The sequence below is a fragment of the Geodermatophilus sp. SYSU D00766 genome, assembly GCF_054049915.1.
In genome coordinates this window covers 159,559-174,580 of record NZ_JBJGYI010000003.1, presented here as the reverse complement: position 1 = coordinate 174,580, position 15,022 = coordinate 159,559, and the positions used below count along the sequence as shown (strand labels likewise).

At 75.7% G+C, this 15,022-nt stretch carries 16 protein-coding genes; 10 read left to right on the top strand and 6 right to left on the bottom strand.

Annotation, left to right across the window (positions count from 1 at the left end; translation table 11 throughout):
- The first annotated feature begins 120 nt into the window (after positions 1-120).
- The 5 genes from mshA to ACI8AD_RS04405 are packed head-to-tail and all read left to right on the top strand — an operon-like array spanning position 121 to position 4,692.
- Positions 121-1,404 (top strand): D-inositol-3-phosphate glycosyltransferase, encoded by a 1,284-nt coding sequence (gene mshA / locus ACI8AD_RS04425; RefSeq protein WP_456869319.1) that lies wholly within the window; start codon positions 121-123, stop codon positions 1,402-1,404.
- Positions 1,401-1,988 carry a YbjN domain-containing protein gene (locus ACI8AD_RS04420; protein WP_456869318.1) on the top strand — a complete coding sequence of 196 codons (588 nt, stop codon included), beginning with the start codon at positions 1,401-1,403 and terminating at the stop codon, positions 1,986-1,988. Before mshA ends, ACI8AD_RS04420 begins: the two co-directional genes overlap by 4 nt.
- The gene (locus ACI8AD_RS04415) at positions 1,985-3,583 is read left to right on the top strand and encodes an MFS transporter (RefSeq protein WP_456869317.1); all 1,599 of its coding nucleotides are present in this window, start codon (positions 1,985-1,987) and stop codon (positions 3,581-3,583) included. The genes ACI8AD_RS04420 and ACI8AD_RS04415 overlap by 4 nt, the downstream gene beginning before the upstream one ends.
- Positions 3,584-3,593: 10 nt before the next feature.
- Complete coding sequence (locus ACI8AD_RS04410; RefSeq protein ID WP_456869316.1) at positions 3,594-3,896, top strand: hypothetical protein; 303 nt, start codon at positions 3,594-3,596, stop codon at positions 3,894-3,896.
- Between the two features lie 25 nt (positions 3,897-3,921).
- A complete protein-coding gene (locus ACI8AD_RS04405) occupies positions 3,922-4,692 on the top strand; it encodes a phosphoglyceromutase (RefSeq protein ID WP_456869315.1) in 771 nt (256 codons plus the stop codon).
- A gap of 57 nt (positions 4,693-4,749) precedes the next feature.
- Here the strand turns inward: ACI8AD_RS04405 and phoU are convergent, their stop codons facing one another.
- Positions 4,750-5,409: a phosphate signaling complex protein PhoU gene (gene phoU / locus ACI8AD_RS04400; RefSeq protein WP_456869314.1), complete on the bottom strand. Its 660-nt coding sequence runs from the start codon at positions 5,407-5,409 to the stop codon at positions 4,750-4,752.
- 227 nt (positions 5,410-5,636) lie between these two features.
- Between phoU and ACI8AD_RS04395 the strand changes: the two genes are divergently transcribed.
- Positions 5,637-6,848 (top strand): sensor histidine kinase, encoded by a 1,212-nt coding sequence (locus ACI8AD_RS04395; protein WP_456869427.1) that lies wholly within the window; start codon positions 5,637-5,639, stop codon positions 6,846-6,848.
- The gene (locus ACI8AD_RS04390; RefSeq protein ID WP_456869313.1) at positions 6,845-7,525 is read left to right on the top strand and encodes a winged helix-turn-helix domain-containing protein; all 681 of its coding nucleotides are present in this window, start codon (positions 6,845-6,847) and stop codon (positions 7,523-7,525) included. The genes ACI8AD_RS04395 and ACI8AD_RS04390 overlap by 4 nt, the downstream gene beginning before the upstream one ends.
- Positions 7,526-7,610: 85 nt before the next feature.
- Here ACI8AD_RS04390 and ACI8AD_RS04385 read toward each other — a convergent pair whose 3' ends face one another.
- Positions 7,611-7,832, bottom strand: coding sequence for a DUF3072 domain-containing protein (locus tag ACI8AD_RS04385; protein WP_089402033.1), 222 nt, complete (start codon positions 7,830-7,832; stop codon positions 7,611-7,613).
- A 10-nt stretch (positions 7,833-7,842) separates the two neighbouring features.
- Positions 7,843-8,049, bottom strand: a complete 207-nt coding sequence (locus ACI8AD_RS04380) for a hypothetical protein (protein ID WP_456869312.1) — start codon at positions 8,047-8,049, stop codon at positions 7,843-7,845.
- 81 nt (positions 8,050-8,130) lie between these two features.
- On the opposite strand from ACI8AD_RS04380, the gene ACI8AD_RS04375 reads away from it, so the two are divergent.
- Positions 8,131-9,132, top strand: coding sequence for a helix-turn-helix domain-containing protein (locus tag ACI8AD_RS04375; RefSeq protein ID WP_456869311.1), 1,002 nt, complete (start codon positions 8,131-8,133; stop codon positions 9,130-9,132).
- 10 nt (positions 9,133-9,142) lie between these two features.
- Here the strand turns inward: ACI8AD_RS04375 and ACI8AD_RS04370 are convergent, their stop codons facing one another.
- The 3 genes from ACI8AD_RS04370 to ACI8AD_RS04360 all read right to left on the bottom strand — a co-directional run bounded on the left by ACI8AD_RS04370 (position 9,143) and on the right by ACI8AD_RS04360 (position 13,089).
- Entirely contained in the window at positions 9,143-9,982 is an 840-nt protein-coding gene (locus tag ACI8AD_RS04370) for a class I SAM-dependent methyltransferase (RefSeq protein WP_456869310.1), read from the bottom strand.
- A 5-nt stretch (positions 9,983-9,987) separates the two neighbouring features.
- Positions 9,988-12,189 (bottom strand): bifunctional MFS transporter/dTMP kinase, encoded by a 2,202-nt coding sequence (locus ACI8AD_RS04365; protein WP_456869309.1) that lies wholly within the window; start codon positions 12,187-12,189, stop codon positions 9,988-9,990.
- Between the two features lie 93 nt (positions 12,190-12,282).
- Positions 12,283-13,089, bottom strand: coding sequence for a hypothetical protein (locus tag ACI8AD_RS04360; protein ID WP_456869308.1), 807 nt, complete (start codon positions 13,087-13,089; stop codon positions 12,283-12,285).
- Between the two features lie 180 nt (positions 13,090-13,269).
- On the opposite strand from ACI8AD_RS04360, the gene ACI8AD_RS04355 reads away from it, so the two are divergent.
- Together ACI8AD_RS04355 and ACI8AD_RS04350 are read left to right on the top strand one after the other, a co-directional pair.
- The gene (locus ACI8AD_RS04355; RefSeq protein ID WP_456869307.1) at positions 13,270-14,214 is read left to right on the top strand and encodes a Ppx/GppA phosphatase family protein; all 945 of its coding nucleotides are present in this window, start codon (positions 13,270-13,272) and stop codon (positions 14,212-14,214) included.
- A complete protein-coding gene (locus ACI8AD_RS04350; protein ID WP_456869306.1) occupies positions 14,214-15,017 on the top strand; it encodes a hypothetical protein in 804 nt (267 codons plus the stop codon). The genes ACI8AD_RS04355 and ACI8AD_RS04350 overlap by 1 nt, the downstream gene beginning before the upstream one ends.
- Positions 15,018-15,022: the final 5 nt, after the last annotated feature.

Genomic DNA, 15,022 nt, shown 5'->3' with positions numbered 1-15,022 from the left:
CTGTCGCTGTTGCAGGATGGGAAGACGACAGGGGTGTCGAGACCGGCGCCCGGGACGGGGACGAGGCGGGAGGTCGGGGTGCCTGCTCGCCGCCTCCTGTCGCACCGTGCGCCGCGCCGGGTGGCGACGGTCTCGGTGCACACCAGCCCGCTCGACCAGCCCGGTGCCGGCGACGCCGGCGGCATGAACGTCTACATCGTCGAGGTCTCCCGCCGGCTGGCCGCCCGCGGCATCGCCGTCGACGTGTTCACCCGGGCCACCTCCAGCGACCTGCCGCCGGTCGTGGAGATGAGCCCCGGCGTCACCGTGCGGCACGTCAGCGCCGGCCCGTTCGAGGGCCTGGGCAAGGAGGAGCTGCCGGCCCAGCTGTGCGCCTTCACCGCCGGCGTGCTGCGCGAGGAGGCCCAGCACGAGCCCGGGCACTACGACGTCGTCCACTCGCACTACTGGCTCTCCGGCCAGGTCGGGTGGCTGGCGCGCGACCGCTGGAGCGTGCCGCTCATCCACACCGCGCACACCCTCGCCAAGGTCAAGAACGCGGCGCTGGCCGCAGGTGACCACCCCGAGCCGCGGCTGCGGGTGATCGGCGAGGAGCAGGTGGTGGCCGAGGCCGACCGGCTGGTGGCCAACACGGAGGAGGAGGCGCGCCAGCTCGTCGAGCACTACGGGGCCGACCCGCGGCGCACCCTCGTCGTCCCGCCCGGGGTCGACCTCGACCGGTTCACCCCCGGCGACCGCGCGGCCGCCCGCCGCGCGCTGGGCGTCCCCGCCGACGCCGTCGTGCTGACCTTCGTCGGCCGCATCCAGCCGCTCAAGGCGCCCGACCTGCTGCTCGCCGCCGCCGCCCGGATGCTGGAGGACGACCCCGACCTGCGCGCCCGGCTGCAGGTGCACGTGGTCGGGGCGCCCAGCGGCTCGGGCCTGGAGGCGCCGCGCCAGCTCGAGGAGCTGGCCGCCTCCCTCGGCATCGCCGACCTGGTGCGCTTCCTCCCGCCGCAGCCCCCGGACCGGCTGGCGATGTACTACCGGGCCGCCGACGTCGCCGTCGTCCCCAGCCACAACGAGTCCTTCGGCCTCGTCGCCCTGGAGGCGCAGGCGTGCGGCACGCCGGTGGTCGCCGCCGCGGTCGGCGGCCTGCCGACGGCGGTGCGCGACGGCGTGTCCGGGGTGCTCGTGGGCAGCCGCGACCCGGCCGCCTACGCCGCCGCCATCCGCGCCGTGCTGGCCCGCCGCCCGCTGCTGGCCGCCGGCGCCCGCCGGCACGCCGCGGACTTCTCCTGGGACCGCACCGCCGACGCCCTCGTCGCGGCCTACGCCTCGGCCGCCGCCGAGATGGCCGGCGCCGCCCGCCGTGCCTTGCGGCCGGTGGTCGGGCTGCCGCTCGGGACGCAGGTGGCCTGGTGAGCGAGGACGGGACGGACGGCGGGGCGCGGCCGGCCCGCGCCGACGTGGTGGCCCGGCTCGACGCCGTCATCGACCGGACGCTGCGCGAGGCCGAGCTGGTGCACGAGCACCCGGCGCCGGGCCGCTGGGTGGTCGAGCTGCCCGGCACGCACAAGCTCAAGACGGTGTGCGGGCTCGTCGTCGGCGAGCACGCGCTGCGGGTCGAGGCGTTCGTCTGCCGCCAGCCCGACGAGAACCGTGAGCAGATGTGGGCCCACCTGCTGCAGCGCAACGCCCGCATGTACGGCGTCGCCTGGTCCATCGACCGGGTCGGCGACGTGTACCTGACCGGCCGGCTGCCGCACGCGGCGGTGACCCCCGAGGAGCTCGACCGGGTGCTCGGCGCGGTGCTCAGCTACGCCGACGACTCGTTCAACACGCTGCTGGAGATCGGGTTCGGCACGTCGATCCGCCGTGAGTGGGAGTGGCGGGTCCGGCGCGGGGAGTCCCTGCGCAACCTCGAGGCGTTCGCCGCCTTCGCGCAGGCCGGCCGTGCCGACCGGCCCGGCGACGGGGGAGGGGACCCCCCGGACGGCGGGGGATGACCGCCACCGAGCGGGACGGGACGGTCGCGGACGCCGAGGAGCGCCCCGGCTACGCCCGCCGCTGGTGGGTGCTGGCCACGATGACCGTCTGCCTGCTCGTGGTGATCACGGGCAACACGACGCTCAACGTGGCCATCCCGACGCTGCAGCGCGAGCTGGGCGCCACGCAGGGCGAACTGCAGTGGGCCGTGGACGCCTACATCGTCGTCTTCGCGGGCCTGCTGTTCTCCTGGGGCGTCATCGGCGACCGGATCGGCCGCCGCCGGGTGCTGCTGATCGGCCTGGGCGTCTTCGCCGCGGGGTCGGTGCTCGCCGCGTCCTCCGACAGCCCGCTGGAGCTCATCGCCTGGCGGGCGGTCATGGGGGTCGGCGGTGCGGCCGTGCAGCCGACCACCCTCGCCGTCATCACCAACGTCTTCCCGGCCGGGGAGCGCGGCCGGGCGATCGGCATCTGGGCGGCCACCGCCGGGCTCGCCGTCGCCGGCGGCCCGCTGGCCAGCGGCGCGGTGCTCACCACGTTCTGGTGGGGCGCGATCTTCCTCATCGGGGTCCCGGTGGCCGTGCTCGGCATCGCCGGGACGCTCGCGTTCGTCCCCGAGTCACGGGACCCGTTCCCCGGCCGGCTCGACGTCCCCGGGGTGCTGCTGTCCATCGCCGCCCTGGCCGGCCTGGTCTACGGGATCATCCACGCCGGCTTTGGGGTCGGCTGGGCGACGCCGGGGGTGCTGGTGCCGCTGGTCGGCGGCGCGCTGCTCCTGGTGCTGTTCGTCTGGCTGCAGCGGCGCTCGTCGCACCCGGCGCTGGACGTCTCGCTGTTCCGGCTGCCGGCGTTCTCGGCCGCGGCGGCCGCGCTGGGCCTGAACTTCTTCGCGCTGATGGGCGCCACGTTCTACCTCGTCTACTACCTGCAGGGCGCCCGCGGCTACGACCCGCTGCAGTCGGGGGCGGCGCTCATCCCGGTCGCGCTCGGGATGGCGCTCATGGCGCCGCGCAGCTCCCGGCTGGCCGAGCGGTTCGGCGCGAAGGCCGTCTGCGCCGGCGGGTTCGTGCTCATCACCCTGTCGTTCCTCGCCTTCCAGCTGCTCGACGAGGCCGCGCCGCTGTGGCTGCTGGTCACCGCGCTGAGCGTGCAGGGCCTGGGCATGGGCGCGGTCATGGCGCCGGCCACCGAGTCGATCATGTCGGTGGTGCCCCGGGAGAAGGCCGGTGCCGGTGCCGCGGTCAACAACACCGTCCGGCAGGTCGGCGGCGCGCTCGGCGTGGCCATCCTCGGTTCGCTGCTGGCCACCGCCTACGCCGCGAACGTCGGGCGGGCCGTCGACGTGCTGCCCGCGCCGGCCCGCGCCGAGGCCAGCACCTCCATCGCGGCGACCCTCGAGGCGGCCCGGACGACGGCGGCGCAGGCCCGGACGGCCGGCGACGAGGCCACCGCCGCCGCGGCCCTGCGGCTGGAGGACACCGCCCGGGAGGCCTTCGTCTCGGCCATGCACCTGACCGCCGTCGGCACCGCGACCGCCTCGGCCGTCGCCGCCGTCGTCGTGCTCGTCTGGCTGCCGGGCCGCCGGACGGGCGCGCGGGCGCCGTCGTCGGCCTAGCGTGGGCGGCGTGCAGGAGTCCCCCGCGCAGCAGGAGCGGCTCGGTCGCGCGCTCATCGGCGTGGTGGCCGCCTCGGGCCTGGTCTACCCGCTGCTGCTGTGCGCGGTGCAGCTGGTGCTCGCCCAGCTCGTCGTCGTCGACGTCGCCGCGACCGCGCTGTGGCTGGGGATCGCGGCGGCCTGCAGCGTGGCGCTGGTGGCGGCGCTGCGCTGGGGTGCGGCCCGGCGGGTGCGCAGTCCCTGGCTGCTGGTCGGACTGCTGCCCGTCGTCCTCTACGAGACCTGGGTGCTCTGGCCGCTGCTGACCGCCTGAGGACGCCGTCGGGCAGGATGGGCGCGTGACCACGTCTGCGGAGACCGCCCCCGGGACCCTCGTGCTGCTGCGCCACGGCGAGAGCGAGTGGAACAAGGCCAACCTGTTCACCGGCTGGGTCGACGTCGAGCTGTCGGAGAAGGGCCGCGCCGAGGCCGCCCGCGGCGGGCAGCTGCTGGCCGAGCACGGCCTGCTGCCCGACGTGCTGCACACCTCGCTGCTGCGGCGCGCCATCACCACCGCCGAGCTGGCGCTGTCCGCCGCCGACCGGCAGTGGATCCCGGTGCGCCGCTCCTGGCGGCTCAACGAGCGGCACTACGGCGCGCTGCAGGGCAAGGACAAGGCCGCCACCCTCGCCGAGTACGGCGAGGAGCAGTTCATGGTGTGGCGGCGCTCCTACAGCACCCCGCCCCCGCCCATCGAGCCCGGCAGCGAGTTCTCCCAGGACGGCGACTCGCGCTACGCCTTCCTCCCGCCGGAGGTGCGCCCGGCCACCGAGTGCCTGGCCGACGTCGTCGTGCGGATGCTGCCGTACTGGTACGACGCGATCGTCCCCGACCTGCGCAGCGGCGCCACCGTGCTGGTGGCCGCGCACGGCAACAGCCTGCGGGCGCTGGTCAAGCACCTCGACGGCATGGGCGAGGACGAGGTGGTCGGGCTCAACATCCCCACCGGCGTCCCGCTGCGCTACGACCTCGACGCCGACCTGCGGCCGGTGAAGCCGGGTGGGGAGTACCTCGACCCCGAGGCCGCCGCGGCCGCGATCGAGGCGGTCCGGAACCAGGGCAAGAAGTAGCCGGACACGACGAGGGCCTCCCCACCGCCGGTGGGGAGGCCCTCGTCGTGTCCGGCGTCAGGTCGATACCGCGGTCATCTCCCGCTCGCCGGTGACCAGGTAGACGACCCGGCGGGCGACGCTGACGGCGTGGTCGGCGAACCGCTCGTAGTAGCGGCCCAGCAGCGTGATGTCGATGGCCGACTCCATGCCGTGCGGCCAGCCGGGGCTCAGCAGCTCGGTGAACAGCTGCCGGTGCAGCGCGTCCATCAGGTCGTCGTCGCTCTCCAGCTCGGTGGCCGCGCGCACGTCGAGCTTGGCGATCACCGCGCCGGTCTTGGTCACCAGGCTCTGCGCGACGTGGCCGGCCTCGAGGAAGATCGGCCGCACCTCGGCCGGCACCGCCGACTCGGGGAACCGCATCCGGGCCAGCTTGGCCACGTGCACCGCGAGGTCGCCCATGCGCTCGAGGTCGGCGACGATCCGCATCGCGGTGGTGATGGTGCGCAGGTCGGTGGCCACCGGCTGCTGGCGGGCGAGCAGGGTGAAGCAGCGCTCCTCGATGCTCTCGCGCACCGCGTCGACGTGCTCGTCGCCGGCGATCACCAGGTCGGCCAGGGCGACGTCGGCGTCGAGCAGGGCGGTGGTCGCCTTGCTCATCGCCGAGCCGACCGAGTTGGCCATGTCGACCAGGCAGGTGTTGATGTCCTCGAGCTCTTCGCGGTAGTGCTCGCGCACGGGTCCTCCTCGTCGGCCGGCCGCACGCCGGGCCCCCGCCGTCCGGACACCGTCTGCTCGGTGCGCCGCCCTGCACCCGAGGGTAGGTCGTGCGCGGGAGGGTGCAGGTCCGGGCCGGTGAACGCGGGGGCACCCGGGCGTGAACAATCGCCCTGAGTGGCTCTGCCGCCACTCAGACGGGGGATGTCCGGCCGGGGGCGCGGCCTAGCATCGGCGGCGTGATCCTGCTGGCCGCCCTCGGCGGCCTCGTCGCCGGCGCGGTCCTCGGGGCCGTCGTCGCCCTGGTGATCCGCCGGCGGTCCGCCGCGGAGCCGGCCGAGGCCGACCCCGGGGACGCCGCGCGCGAGGCCGCGCTCGCCCGCCGGCTGCTGGACCTCATGGACCCCGCCGTGCTCATCCTCGACAAGGACGACGCCGTCGTCGTCGCCAACCCGACCGCGCGGGCGCTGGGGGTCGTGCGCGACCGGCGGCTGCTCGTGCCGGCGCTGCAGGGGCTGGTCCGCGAGGTGCACACCGCCGGCAGCCGCCGGGCCGACGTCGCGCTGCCCGGCGAGATCGTCGGCGGCGGCTCGCGGCTGGTCGGCGCGCACGGGATCTCCCTCGACGCCGCCCCGACCGTCGTGCCGGGCCCGGTCGCGCTCGTGCTGCAGGACGTCACCGAGGCCCGCCGGGTCGAGGCCGTCCGCCGGGACTTCGTCGCCAACGTCGGCCACGAGCTCAAGACGCCGGTGGGCGCGCTGGGCCTGCTCGCCGAGGCCACGCAGGGCGCCGCCGACGACCCCGAGACGGTGCAGCGCTTCGCCGCCCGCATGGCGCACGAGGCCGACCGGCTGGCCAAGCTGGTGCGCGAGCTGATCGACCTGTCCCGGCTGCAGGGCGCCGAGCCGCTGCCCGAGCTCGTGCCGGTCGACGTCGACACCGTGATCGCCGAGGCCGTGGACCGCACCGGCCTGGCCGCCGCCGCGAAGGGCATCACGATCGCCGTCGGCGGGCGGCGCGGGCTGGTGGTGCGCGGCGTCGAGTCACAGCTGACGACGGCGGTCACCAACCTGCTGGCCAACGCCGTCGCCTACAGCCCGGAGAACACCAAGATCGCCGTCGGGGCGCGGGCGCGCGGCGGCTCGGCCGAGATCGCCGTGACCGACAGCGGCATCGGCATCCCGCGGGCCGACCGCGAGCGGGTGTTCGAGCGCTTCTACCGCGTCGACCAGTCCCGGGCGAGCAGCACCGGCGGCACGGGCCTGGGGCTGGCGATCGTCAAGCACGTGGCCAGCAACCACGGCGGCTCGGTCAGCGTGTGGAGCGAGGAGGGCCTCGGCTCCACGTTCACCCTGCGCATCCCCCTGGCGGTCGAGGACCACGCCGACCGCCACGACACCACCGAAGCCGCCGACGCCGACGCCGCTGCCGGGCAACTCCAGGAGGAAGGACACCGATGACCCGCGTGCTGGTGGTGGAGGACGAGGAGTCCTTCTCCGACGCGCTGTCCTACATGCTCGGGCGGGAGGGGTTCGAGGCGGTCGTCGCGGCCACCGGGCCCGAGGCGCTCGCCGAGTTCGACCGCGCGGGGGCCGACATCGTCCTGCTCGACCTCATGCTCCCCGGCCTGCCGGGCACCGAGGTCTGCCGGGCGCTGCGCTCCCGGAGCAACGTCCCGATCATCATGCTCACCGCGAAGGACTCCGAGGTCGACAAGGTCGTCGGCCTGGAACTGGGCGCCGACGACTACGTCACCAAGCCCTACTCCGCGCGCGAGCTGGTCGCCCGCATCCGGGCGGTGCTGCGCCGCCGCGGCGACGTCGAGACCCCGGCCGACGGCGCGCTGGAGGCCGGCCCGGTGCGGATGGACGTCGAGCGGCACGTGGTCGCCGTCGACGGCGAGCCCGTGGCGCTGCCGCTCAAGGAGTTCGACCTGCTCGAGCTGCTGCTGCGCAACGCCGGCCGGGTGCTGACCCGCGGGCAGCTCATCGACCGGGTGTGGGGCTCGGACTACGTCGGCGACACCAAGACCCTCGACGTCCACGTCAAGCGGCTGCGGGCCAAGATCGAGCCCGACCCGGCGAACCCGAAGTACCTGGTGACCGTCCGCGGCCTCGGCTACAAGCTCGAGACCTAGGAGGACCCCTCTGCGCCCCGCCACTCGCAAGCTGGCGGCGGGACCCTGCAGAGGGGCCGTTCCAGCACGTCACCAGGCCGGGGCGTCAGTCGCCCCGGCCGGTCTCGTCCTGCAGCTCGTCGATCTTGCGGGAGGCGTCGGCCTTGGTGAGGTCCTCCGGGACCTCCTCGCCGGCCTGGCGGGCCAGCGTGTGCAGGTAGCTCTTCTGGGCGCCGGTGGCGGGCTCGTCGCCGGTCACCCAGTCCGACGGGTCCTTCTCCGCGGTGGGGTCGCCGGCCTGCCCGGTGTTGACGTTCGATTCGCTCATGTGTTCGATCCTAGGCGGGGGCGAGCTCCGGCGCAGGTCGAGCGGCGGCAGCGGGCCGGGACTCCCAGCGGCGTCCGGTCCGGTACACGTGCACGCTCCCGCAGGAGGGGCACTCCACGCCCAGGGCGATGTGCGTCGGGTGGTTGGTGACCGACCGGATGCGCCGGTCGGCGACCAGCTCGTCGGTCCGGGTCACGGGGCAGGTGATCAGCAACATGCGACGAGCCTGCGCCGTGGACCGTCAACCGACGAGTGGCAGGAACGACACAGTGCGCGTCTTTTCTGCCATGCTGTGCGTGTGACCGGATCCGACCGCCCGCTCGTCGTCAGCCTGCTCGCCGGGGACGGTGTCCTCGGCGCCTTCGGCCTCGGGGTCGCCGCCGAGGTGTTCGGCTACGACCAGCGCCGCTTCGGCATGCCGCTCTTCGACTTCGCGGTGGTCACCGACCGCCCCGGCGTCGTGCGCACCGACACCGGCCTCGCGCTCTACGTCGAGCACGGCCTCGAGCGGCTCGCCGTCTCCGACATCGTCCTGGTCACCGCGTGGGAGAAGCTGTCCCAGCCCGTCCCGGCGTCGGTCCTGGACGCGCTGCGCGCCGTGCACGCCCGCGGCGGCCAGATCGTCAGCCACTGCACCGGCGCCTTCGTCGTCGCGGCCGCCGGCCTGCTCGACGGGCGGCGGGCCACCACGCACTGGCGCTACGCCGGTGAGCTGGCCGCCCGGTACCCGGCCGTCGACGTCGACCCCCGGGTCCTCTACGTCGACGAGGGCACGATCATCACCGGCGCCGGGACGGCGAGCGGCGTCGACGCGCTGCTGCACCTCGTCCGCCGTGAGTGGGGCGCCGCGGCGGCCAACTCCCTGGCCCGCGAGATGGTCGTGCCGCCGCACCGCGACGGCGGGCAGGCGCAGTACATCGACGAGCCGGTCGCCCGGTGCGAGGACGACCTGCTCGGCGTCGTCCTGGACTGGGCGCGGGCGCACCTGGCCGAGGAGATCAGCGTCGAGGCGCTGGCCCGGCGTGCGCTGATGAGCCCGCGCAGCTTCGCCCGCCGGTTCAAGGCCACGACCGGGACCACGCCGCACGCCTGGCTGCTGGCCCAGCGGCTGGCCGCGGCCGAGGCGCTGCTCGAGGAGAGCGACGCCCCCGTGGAGGAGATCGCCCGGCTGGTCGGCTTCGGCACGGCGGCAGGGTTCCGCGAGCAGTTCGCCCGCCGCCGGGGCGTGTCCCCGCGGGCCTACCGGCAGACGTTCCGGGCCGCGGCCGCCGTGCCGGCGGGGGAGGGCTCTGCGGCGTAGGACCGGCCGGTCAGCCGACCGGGATCGGACGGGCGACGCCGACCAGCGAGTCCAGCCGCCCGGCGTTGCTCGGCGCGAGCGGGCTGCGCACCACCCGGGTGAGCGCGAAACCGGCGCGGGCCAGCAGCATCGCGTGGGTGCGCGGGGTGAAGTGCCAGATGTGCTCGGCCGGCTTGAGCGTCCACCAGCGGGTGCCCAGCAGCCGGGCGGGCAGCGAGGACACGTAGGGCGTGGAGAACAGCACGACGCCGTCGTCGGCCACCAGTGAGCGCGCCGTCCGCCAGAAGGCGAGCGGGTCGGGCACGTGCTCGACGGTGTCCCACGCGCACACGACGTCGAAGCCCGGGGTCAGCGGCGCGTCGGCGAGCTGGCCGCAGAAGACGTCGAGGCCGAGGGTCTCGACGGCGTGCCGGGCGCCGGTGCGGGACAGCTCGACGCCGCTGGCGTCCCAGCCGGCCGCCCGCGCGGCGTCGAGGAACAGCCCGTAGCCGGCGCCGACCTCCAGCAGCCGGCCACCGGCGGCGCGGCCGCGGACCCGGTCGAGCAGCGCCAGCCGGCCGGCGGTCCAGGTGCGCTGCAGCAGCATGGCGGGGTCGAGCCGGCGGGGCTGCTGGGCGGCGTCCCCGTACACCCCGCCCTCGAAGTAGCCGACGTCGTCGTAGAGCCGCTGCAGCGCCTCCGGGCGCAGCCGGGGGCTGACGAACACCAGCCCGCACGAGGGGCAGCGGACGACGCCGAAGGGCGCGAGGTCGTGCACCGGCCGGCCGCGCACGCCGCACAGGCAGCAGTCGACCTCCTCGGTGTCCTCGGCGGTCCACGTCACCGGCTCGGAGGTCACCGGGGCAGTCACGCCGGTCAGCCTACGGAGCGACCGGTGCTCCCCCCGGGAGCGGTGCGGCCCGCGCCGACCGGCGGGTCGCCGCCGTCACCGGGTCCCTCGGTGCCCGTCCCGCTCTCCCCGGGCGGGGTCTCGGGGTAGCGCTGGGCGATCAGCGTGGCGAGCCGGCGCCTGACCACCGGCGACACCAGCCCGTCGCCGTCGGCCGGGGTGTCGGTGTCGAGCAGCTCCCCGGGGACGACGACGTAGCGGTCGGGCGCGGCGTCGGCCCGGGCGAGGAACCCCGCGCGCACCGCGTCGGCGTCGACGCCGGCGGGGCCGGCGGTGACGGGGGAGTCGACCACGACGGTGAGGTCGGGCAGCAGGCCGCGGGTGGCCCACAGCGACGTGCGGGTGATCCGGTCGGCGTCGAGGCCCTGCCCGGCGCCGTGGAAGGCGATCGAGGTGTCGACGTAGTGGGTGCACACCACGACCTGGCGCCGCTGCAGGGCCGGGCGGATCACCGTGGCCACGTGCTCGGCGCGGTCGGCGGCGGCCAGCAGCGCGGCGGTGTAGGCGGCCACCGGGCGGCCCTCGTCGTCGGTGACCCCCTGCCCGGGGGCGGCTTCCGGTGCCGGCGGGAAGAGCAGCTGGCGCACCTGGCGCCCGAGCGCGGTGTCGCTGGGCTCGTGGGTGGTGACGACGGGGTGGCCGTGCCCGCGCAGCACGCGGGCGAGGTCGGCGGTGTAGCGGCGGGTGAGGTCGCGGTCGGCGCCCTCCACCACGACGAACAGCCCGACGCCGCTGGAGGAGGCCGAGAGGATGTCCGAGCTGCCCCACAGCAGCCGCAGCATGTCCCGCGGCCGGGTGTGCGACCGGCCGCGCGGTGCCACCTGCCGGACGGCGTAGGCGCTGACCAGCAGCGCGAGCACACCACCGATGAGCAGGGTCAGGCCGGGGCCGGTGAGGGTGAGCACCAGCTCGCCCACCCGCAGCTCGTGCGTGCCGAGCAGGCCGGCCAGGCCGGGGCCGACGGCCACGGACAGCAGCAGCACGATCCGCACCGAGGAGACGACGAAGGCGAACACCCGCCCCCGCAGCCGGTCCTCGACCTCGAAGCCGATGAGCGTGTAGCCGATGATCCAGGAGACCCCGGCGAACAGGCCGACGAGGAAGGCCGCCGCGGTGGCCAGCACGAAGTCCTGCAGGAGCGACATCGCCAGCAGCGCGACGCCGGCCAGCCCGATCGAGCGGGCGAACAGCGCCCGCCGCGGCACCGTGGGCAGGATCCGCGGGCCGGTGAGCATGCCGAGCGCCAGGCCGGTGAAGACGATGCCGAACACCACGCCGTACCCGGCCGCGCCGGCGTCGAGCGTGGCGATGTAGAGCTGGGCGACACCGATGATGAGGCCGCCGGCGCCGAACGCGCCGATGACGCCGACGTAGAGCGCGCGCATGAGCGGCTGGCCGCGCAGGAACGAGACGCCCTCGACGACGAGGGAGAACACGTTGGTCGACGCCGCGCGGTCGGTGGCCGTGGGCGGGATGAGCCGGCGGGACAGGAACACCGTGCACGCCGAGATCGCGAAACTCACGGAGTTGAACACCAGGGCGATGACGATCGCGGTGCGCGCGTCGCTGCCCTCCCCGCTGCCGGGGAACACCCGGGCCACGGTCGACAGCAGCGCGAACAGCAGCGAGGCCACCGGGACCGCGCCGTAGACGCTGAACAGCGAGATCTGGTTGGCCACCGCGAGCCGCTCCCGCGGCACGATCGCCACCCAGATCGCCTGCTTGGCGGGGTTGGTGAACAGCCCGACGGCCTCGACGAGGAACTGGGCGACGTAGAGCCAGGTCAGCTCGTAGCTGACCGCGATCGACAGGTACAGGCCACAGGCCAGCAGCTCACCGACGACGACGGTGGTGCGCCGGTCGAGCCGGTCGGCCAGCGCGCCGGCCAGCGGGCCGAGCAGCAGGTCGGGCAGCAGCCGGGTGAGGATGACGCCGGAGATCGCCACGCCCTGCACCGCGGTGGACTGGTCGCGGGTGAGCTGCTGCGCCATCGCGGTGGTGGCCAGCAGGCCCAGCCAGTCGCCGAGGCTGGAGACGGCGATCGACGCCCACAGCCGGCGGAACACCGGGATCCGCACCAGCGCGAGCAGCGCGTTGTCGGCGCGGTGCCCGCTCGGTGACGACCCCGACCGGGTCGTGCCCGGCTGCGCCGCCTGTCCGTCCCTCACTGTCCTCGCCGTCCGGTCGTCGCGGTCGTCCTGGGAAGGGTAGTGGCGCCGGGTGACGTCCGGGGGCCGCCGCACCCGGACGGAGGAGGACGGTCAGGAGCCGGGCGGGCGCCGCTGCAGCGTCAGCGGCACCGGTGCCGGGCTGGCCGGGTGCGGCGCGACGAGCCCCAGGTCGAGGCGCGCCTCGGTCAGCCGGCGCAGCTCGGCGTAGGCGGCCGGCCCGACCAGCGCGGTCAGCTCCGCGGCGTAGGTCACCACCAGCGGCTCGGGGGAGACGTGGGCGGCGGGGGACCCGGTGCACCACCAGTGCAGGTCCGCGCCGCCGGGTCCCCAGCTGCGGCGGTCGAACTCGCCGATCGTGCTCACCAGCACGGTGCTGCCGTCGGGCCGCTCGACCTCCTCCTGCTCACGGCGCACCGGCAGCTGCCAGCACACGTCGGGCTTGGTGTAGAGCGGGTGCAGCTCCTCGCGCACGGCCATCCGGTGCAGCGCGCAGCCGGTCCCGCCCGGGAACCCGGGCCGGTTGAGGAACACGCACGCGCCGTCGACCAGCCGGGTGCGCAGCGAGCGGACGCCGCCCTCGTCGTCGGCGGTGTCCTCCTCGGTCCAGGCGCCGCGCCCGAGCGGCGCGAGCTGCCAGTCCTCGTCGGTGAGGTCGGCGACGGCGGCGGTGACCCGGGCGAGGTCGTCCTCGTCGCTGAAGAACGCGCCGTGGCTGCAGCAGCCGTCGTCGGCACGGCCCGGGACGACGCCCGCGCAGCCGCGGCCGAACACGCAGGTCCAGGCCGAGGACAGCCAGGTCAGGTCGGCACGCACCCGGTGCCGCGGGTCGGCCGGGTCGGGGAACTCCACCCACTCGCGGGCGAAGTCCGGGTCGACCTCCGGCGGCACGTCCTCCACGGCGCCAGGCTAGAGAAAGGACCCCCTCCCTCTCACGCCTCGCTCCGCTCGGCGCGGGCCTCCGGAGGGGGCCGTGCACGGGTCGTGGTGCCGGCGGCCGGCGGACAGCGACGGGTGCACGCACCGCACCGGCCGGCGACCGCGTCGGCCGGCCGCCGGGCGGCCCGGCAGACTGGGCGCATGCGGCTCGGGGTGCTGGACGTCGGCTCGAACACGGTCCACCTGCTCGTGGTCGACGCCCACCGCGGTGCCGAGCCCACCGCCCAGCACGACGACCGCTGGCTGCTGCGCCTGGCCGAGCACGTCGGCGCGGACGACGTGCTGTCCAAGGAGGGCGAGAAGGCCCTGGTCAAGGCGGTGCAGAAGGCGTGCGTCCAGGCGGAGGAGGAGGGCTGCGACGAGGTTCTCGCCCTGGTCACCTCGGCCATCCGCGAGGCACGCAACGGCATGGAGGTGCTCGCCCGGGTCCGCCAGCGGACCGGCGTCGACCTGCAGGTCACCAGCGGCGAGGAGGAGGCCCGGCTGACCTTCCTCGCCGTGCGCCGCTGGTACGGCTGGAGCGCCGGCCGGCTGCTGGTCCTCGACATCGGTGGCGGCTCGCTGGAACTGGCCGCCGGCGCCGACGAGGACCCCGACGTGGCCCTGTCGCTCCCGCTGGGCGCCGGCCGGATGACCCGCCGGTTCCTGCCCGAGGCCGTGACCGGGGGCCGCCCCGACCTCGCCGCGCTCACCGCGCTGCGCGAGCACGCCGTCGACGTGCTCAGGCCGGCGGTGAAGAAGCTCCACGGTGCCGGGCCGCCGGACCTCGTCGCGGCCACCAGCAAGACCTTCCGCACGCTGGCCCGGCTCACCGGCGCCGCGCCCTACTCCGCGGGCCTGCGGGTGCCGCGCGAGCTCAGCGCCGACGGGCTCGACCAGCTCATCGGCTTCGTGTCCCGCATCGAGTCCGGCGCGCTGGCCGAACTGCGCGGCGTGTCGCCCGACCGCGCCCACCAGGTGCCCGCCGGTGCCGTGGTGGCGCAGGCCGCCGTGCAGGCTCTGGATCTACCCTCCGTCCGGATCTGCCCGTGGGCCCTGCGGGAGGGCGTCATCCTCCGCCGGCTCGACACCTTGGGAGGCGCGTGATGGCAGTGCCCCGCCGGGAGCCCGGTGCCGGGCCCGGGCCGGAGACCGGCGGGCGGCCGCTGGCCGACATCCTCCGCGAGGCCGGCATCGAGGCACCGCGCAGCGCCCGACGGCGGCGGGGTGACACCGGCGACCTCCCCATCAAGCAGCGCCAGCGCGACCCGGACACCGACGCCGACCGGCCCAACCCGGGACGGCGCGCCAGCGACACCGGGCGGGTCTCGGACACCGGGCGGGTCTCCGACACCGGCCGCGTCGCGCGCGAGACCTCCCGCCCCGCCCGCGAGACCGCACGGGACACGGGCCGTGACACGGGCCGGGACACCGGACGTGACACCGGGCGCGTGCCGCCGTCCCCGGCCGGCCGCGGCCCGCAGGGGCCCTCGACGGCGGCCATCCCGGGGATCCGCCCGTCGCGAAAGCCCGGCGTCCCCGGCGCCGACGAGCCCGCCCCCGCCACCGGGCCCATCCCGGTCACCCGTGCCCGCGAGACCCAGGTCCTCGACGAGCCCCTGGGTGCGCGCGAGGGCGCGCTGGCGTGGCTGCGCTTCGCCGGGGAGCTGGTGCTCGCCCTCGCCGCCGGCGTCGGCACCTACTTCCTGTCCACCGTGGTCTGGGAGCAGCTGCCCCAGCTGGCGGTGGTCCTCGCCCCGCTGGCCGTCGCCGGCCTGGTCGCCGGCGTCGCGGCGTGGCGACGGCGCACCGGCCACGAGTCGCCGGGCCCGCGGCTGATCGCGGTGCTGGTCTTCGCCGGGACGCTGCTCACCATCGCCCCGGCCGCCGGGCTGCTCGCCGCGACCTGAGGCGC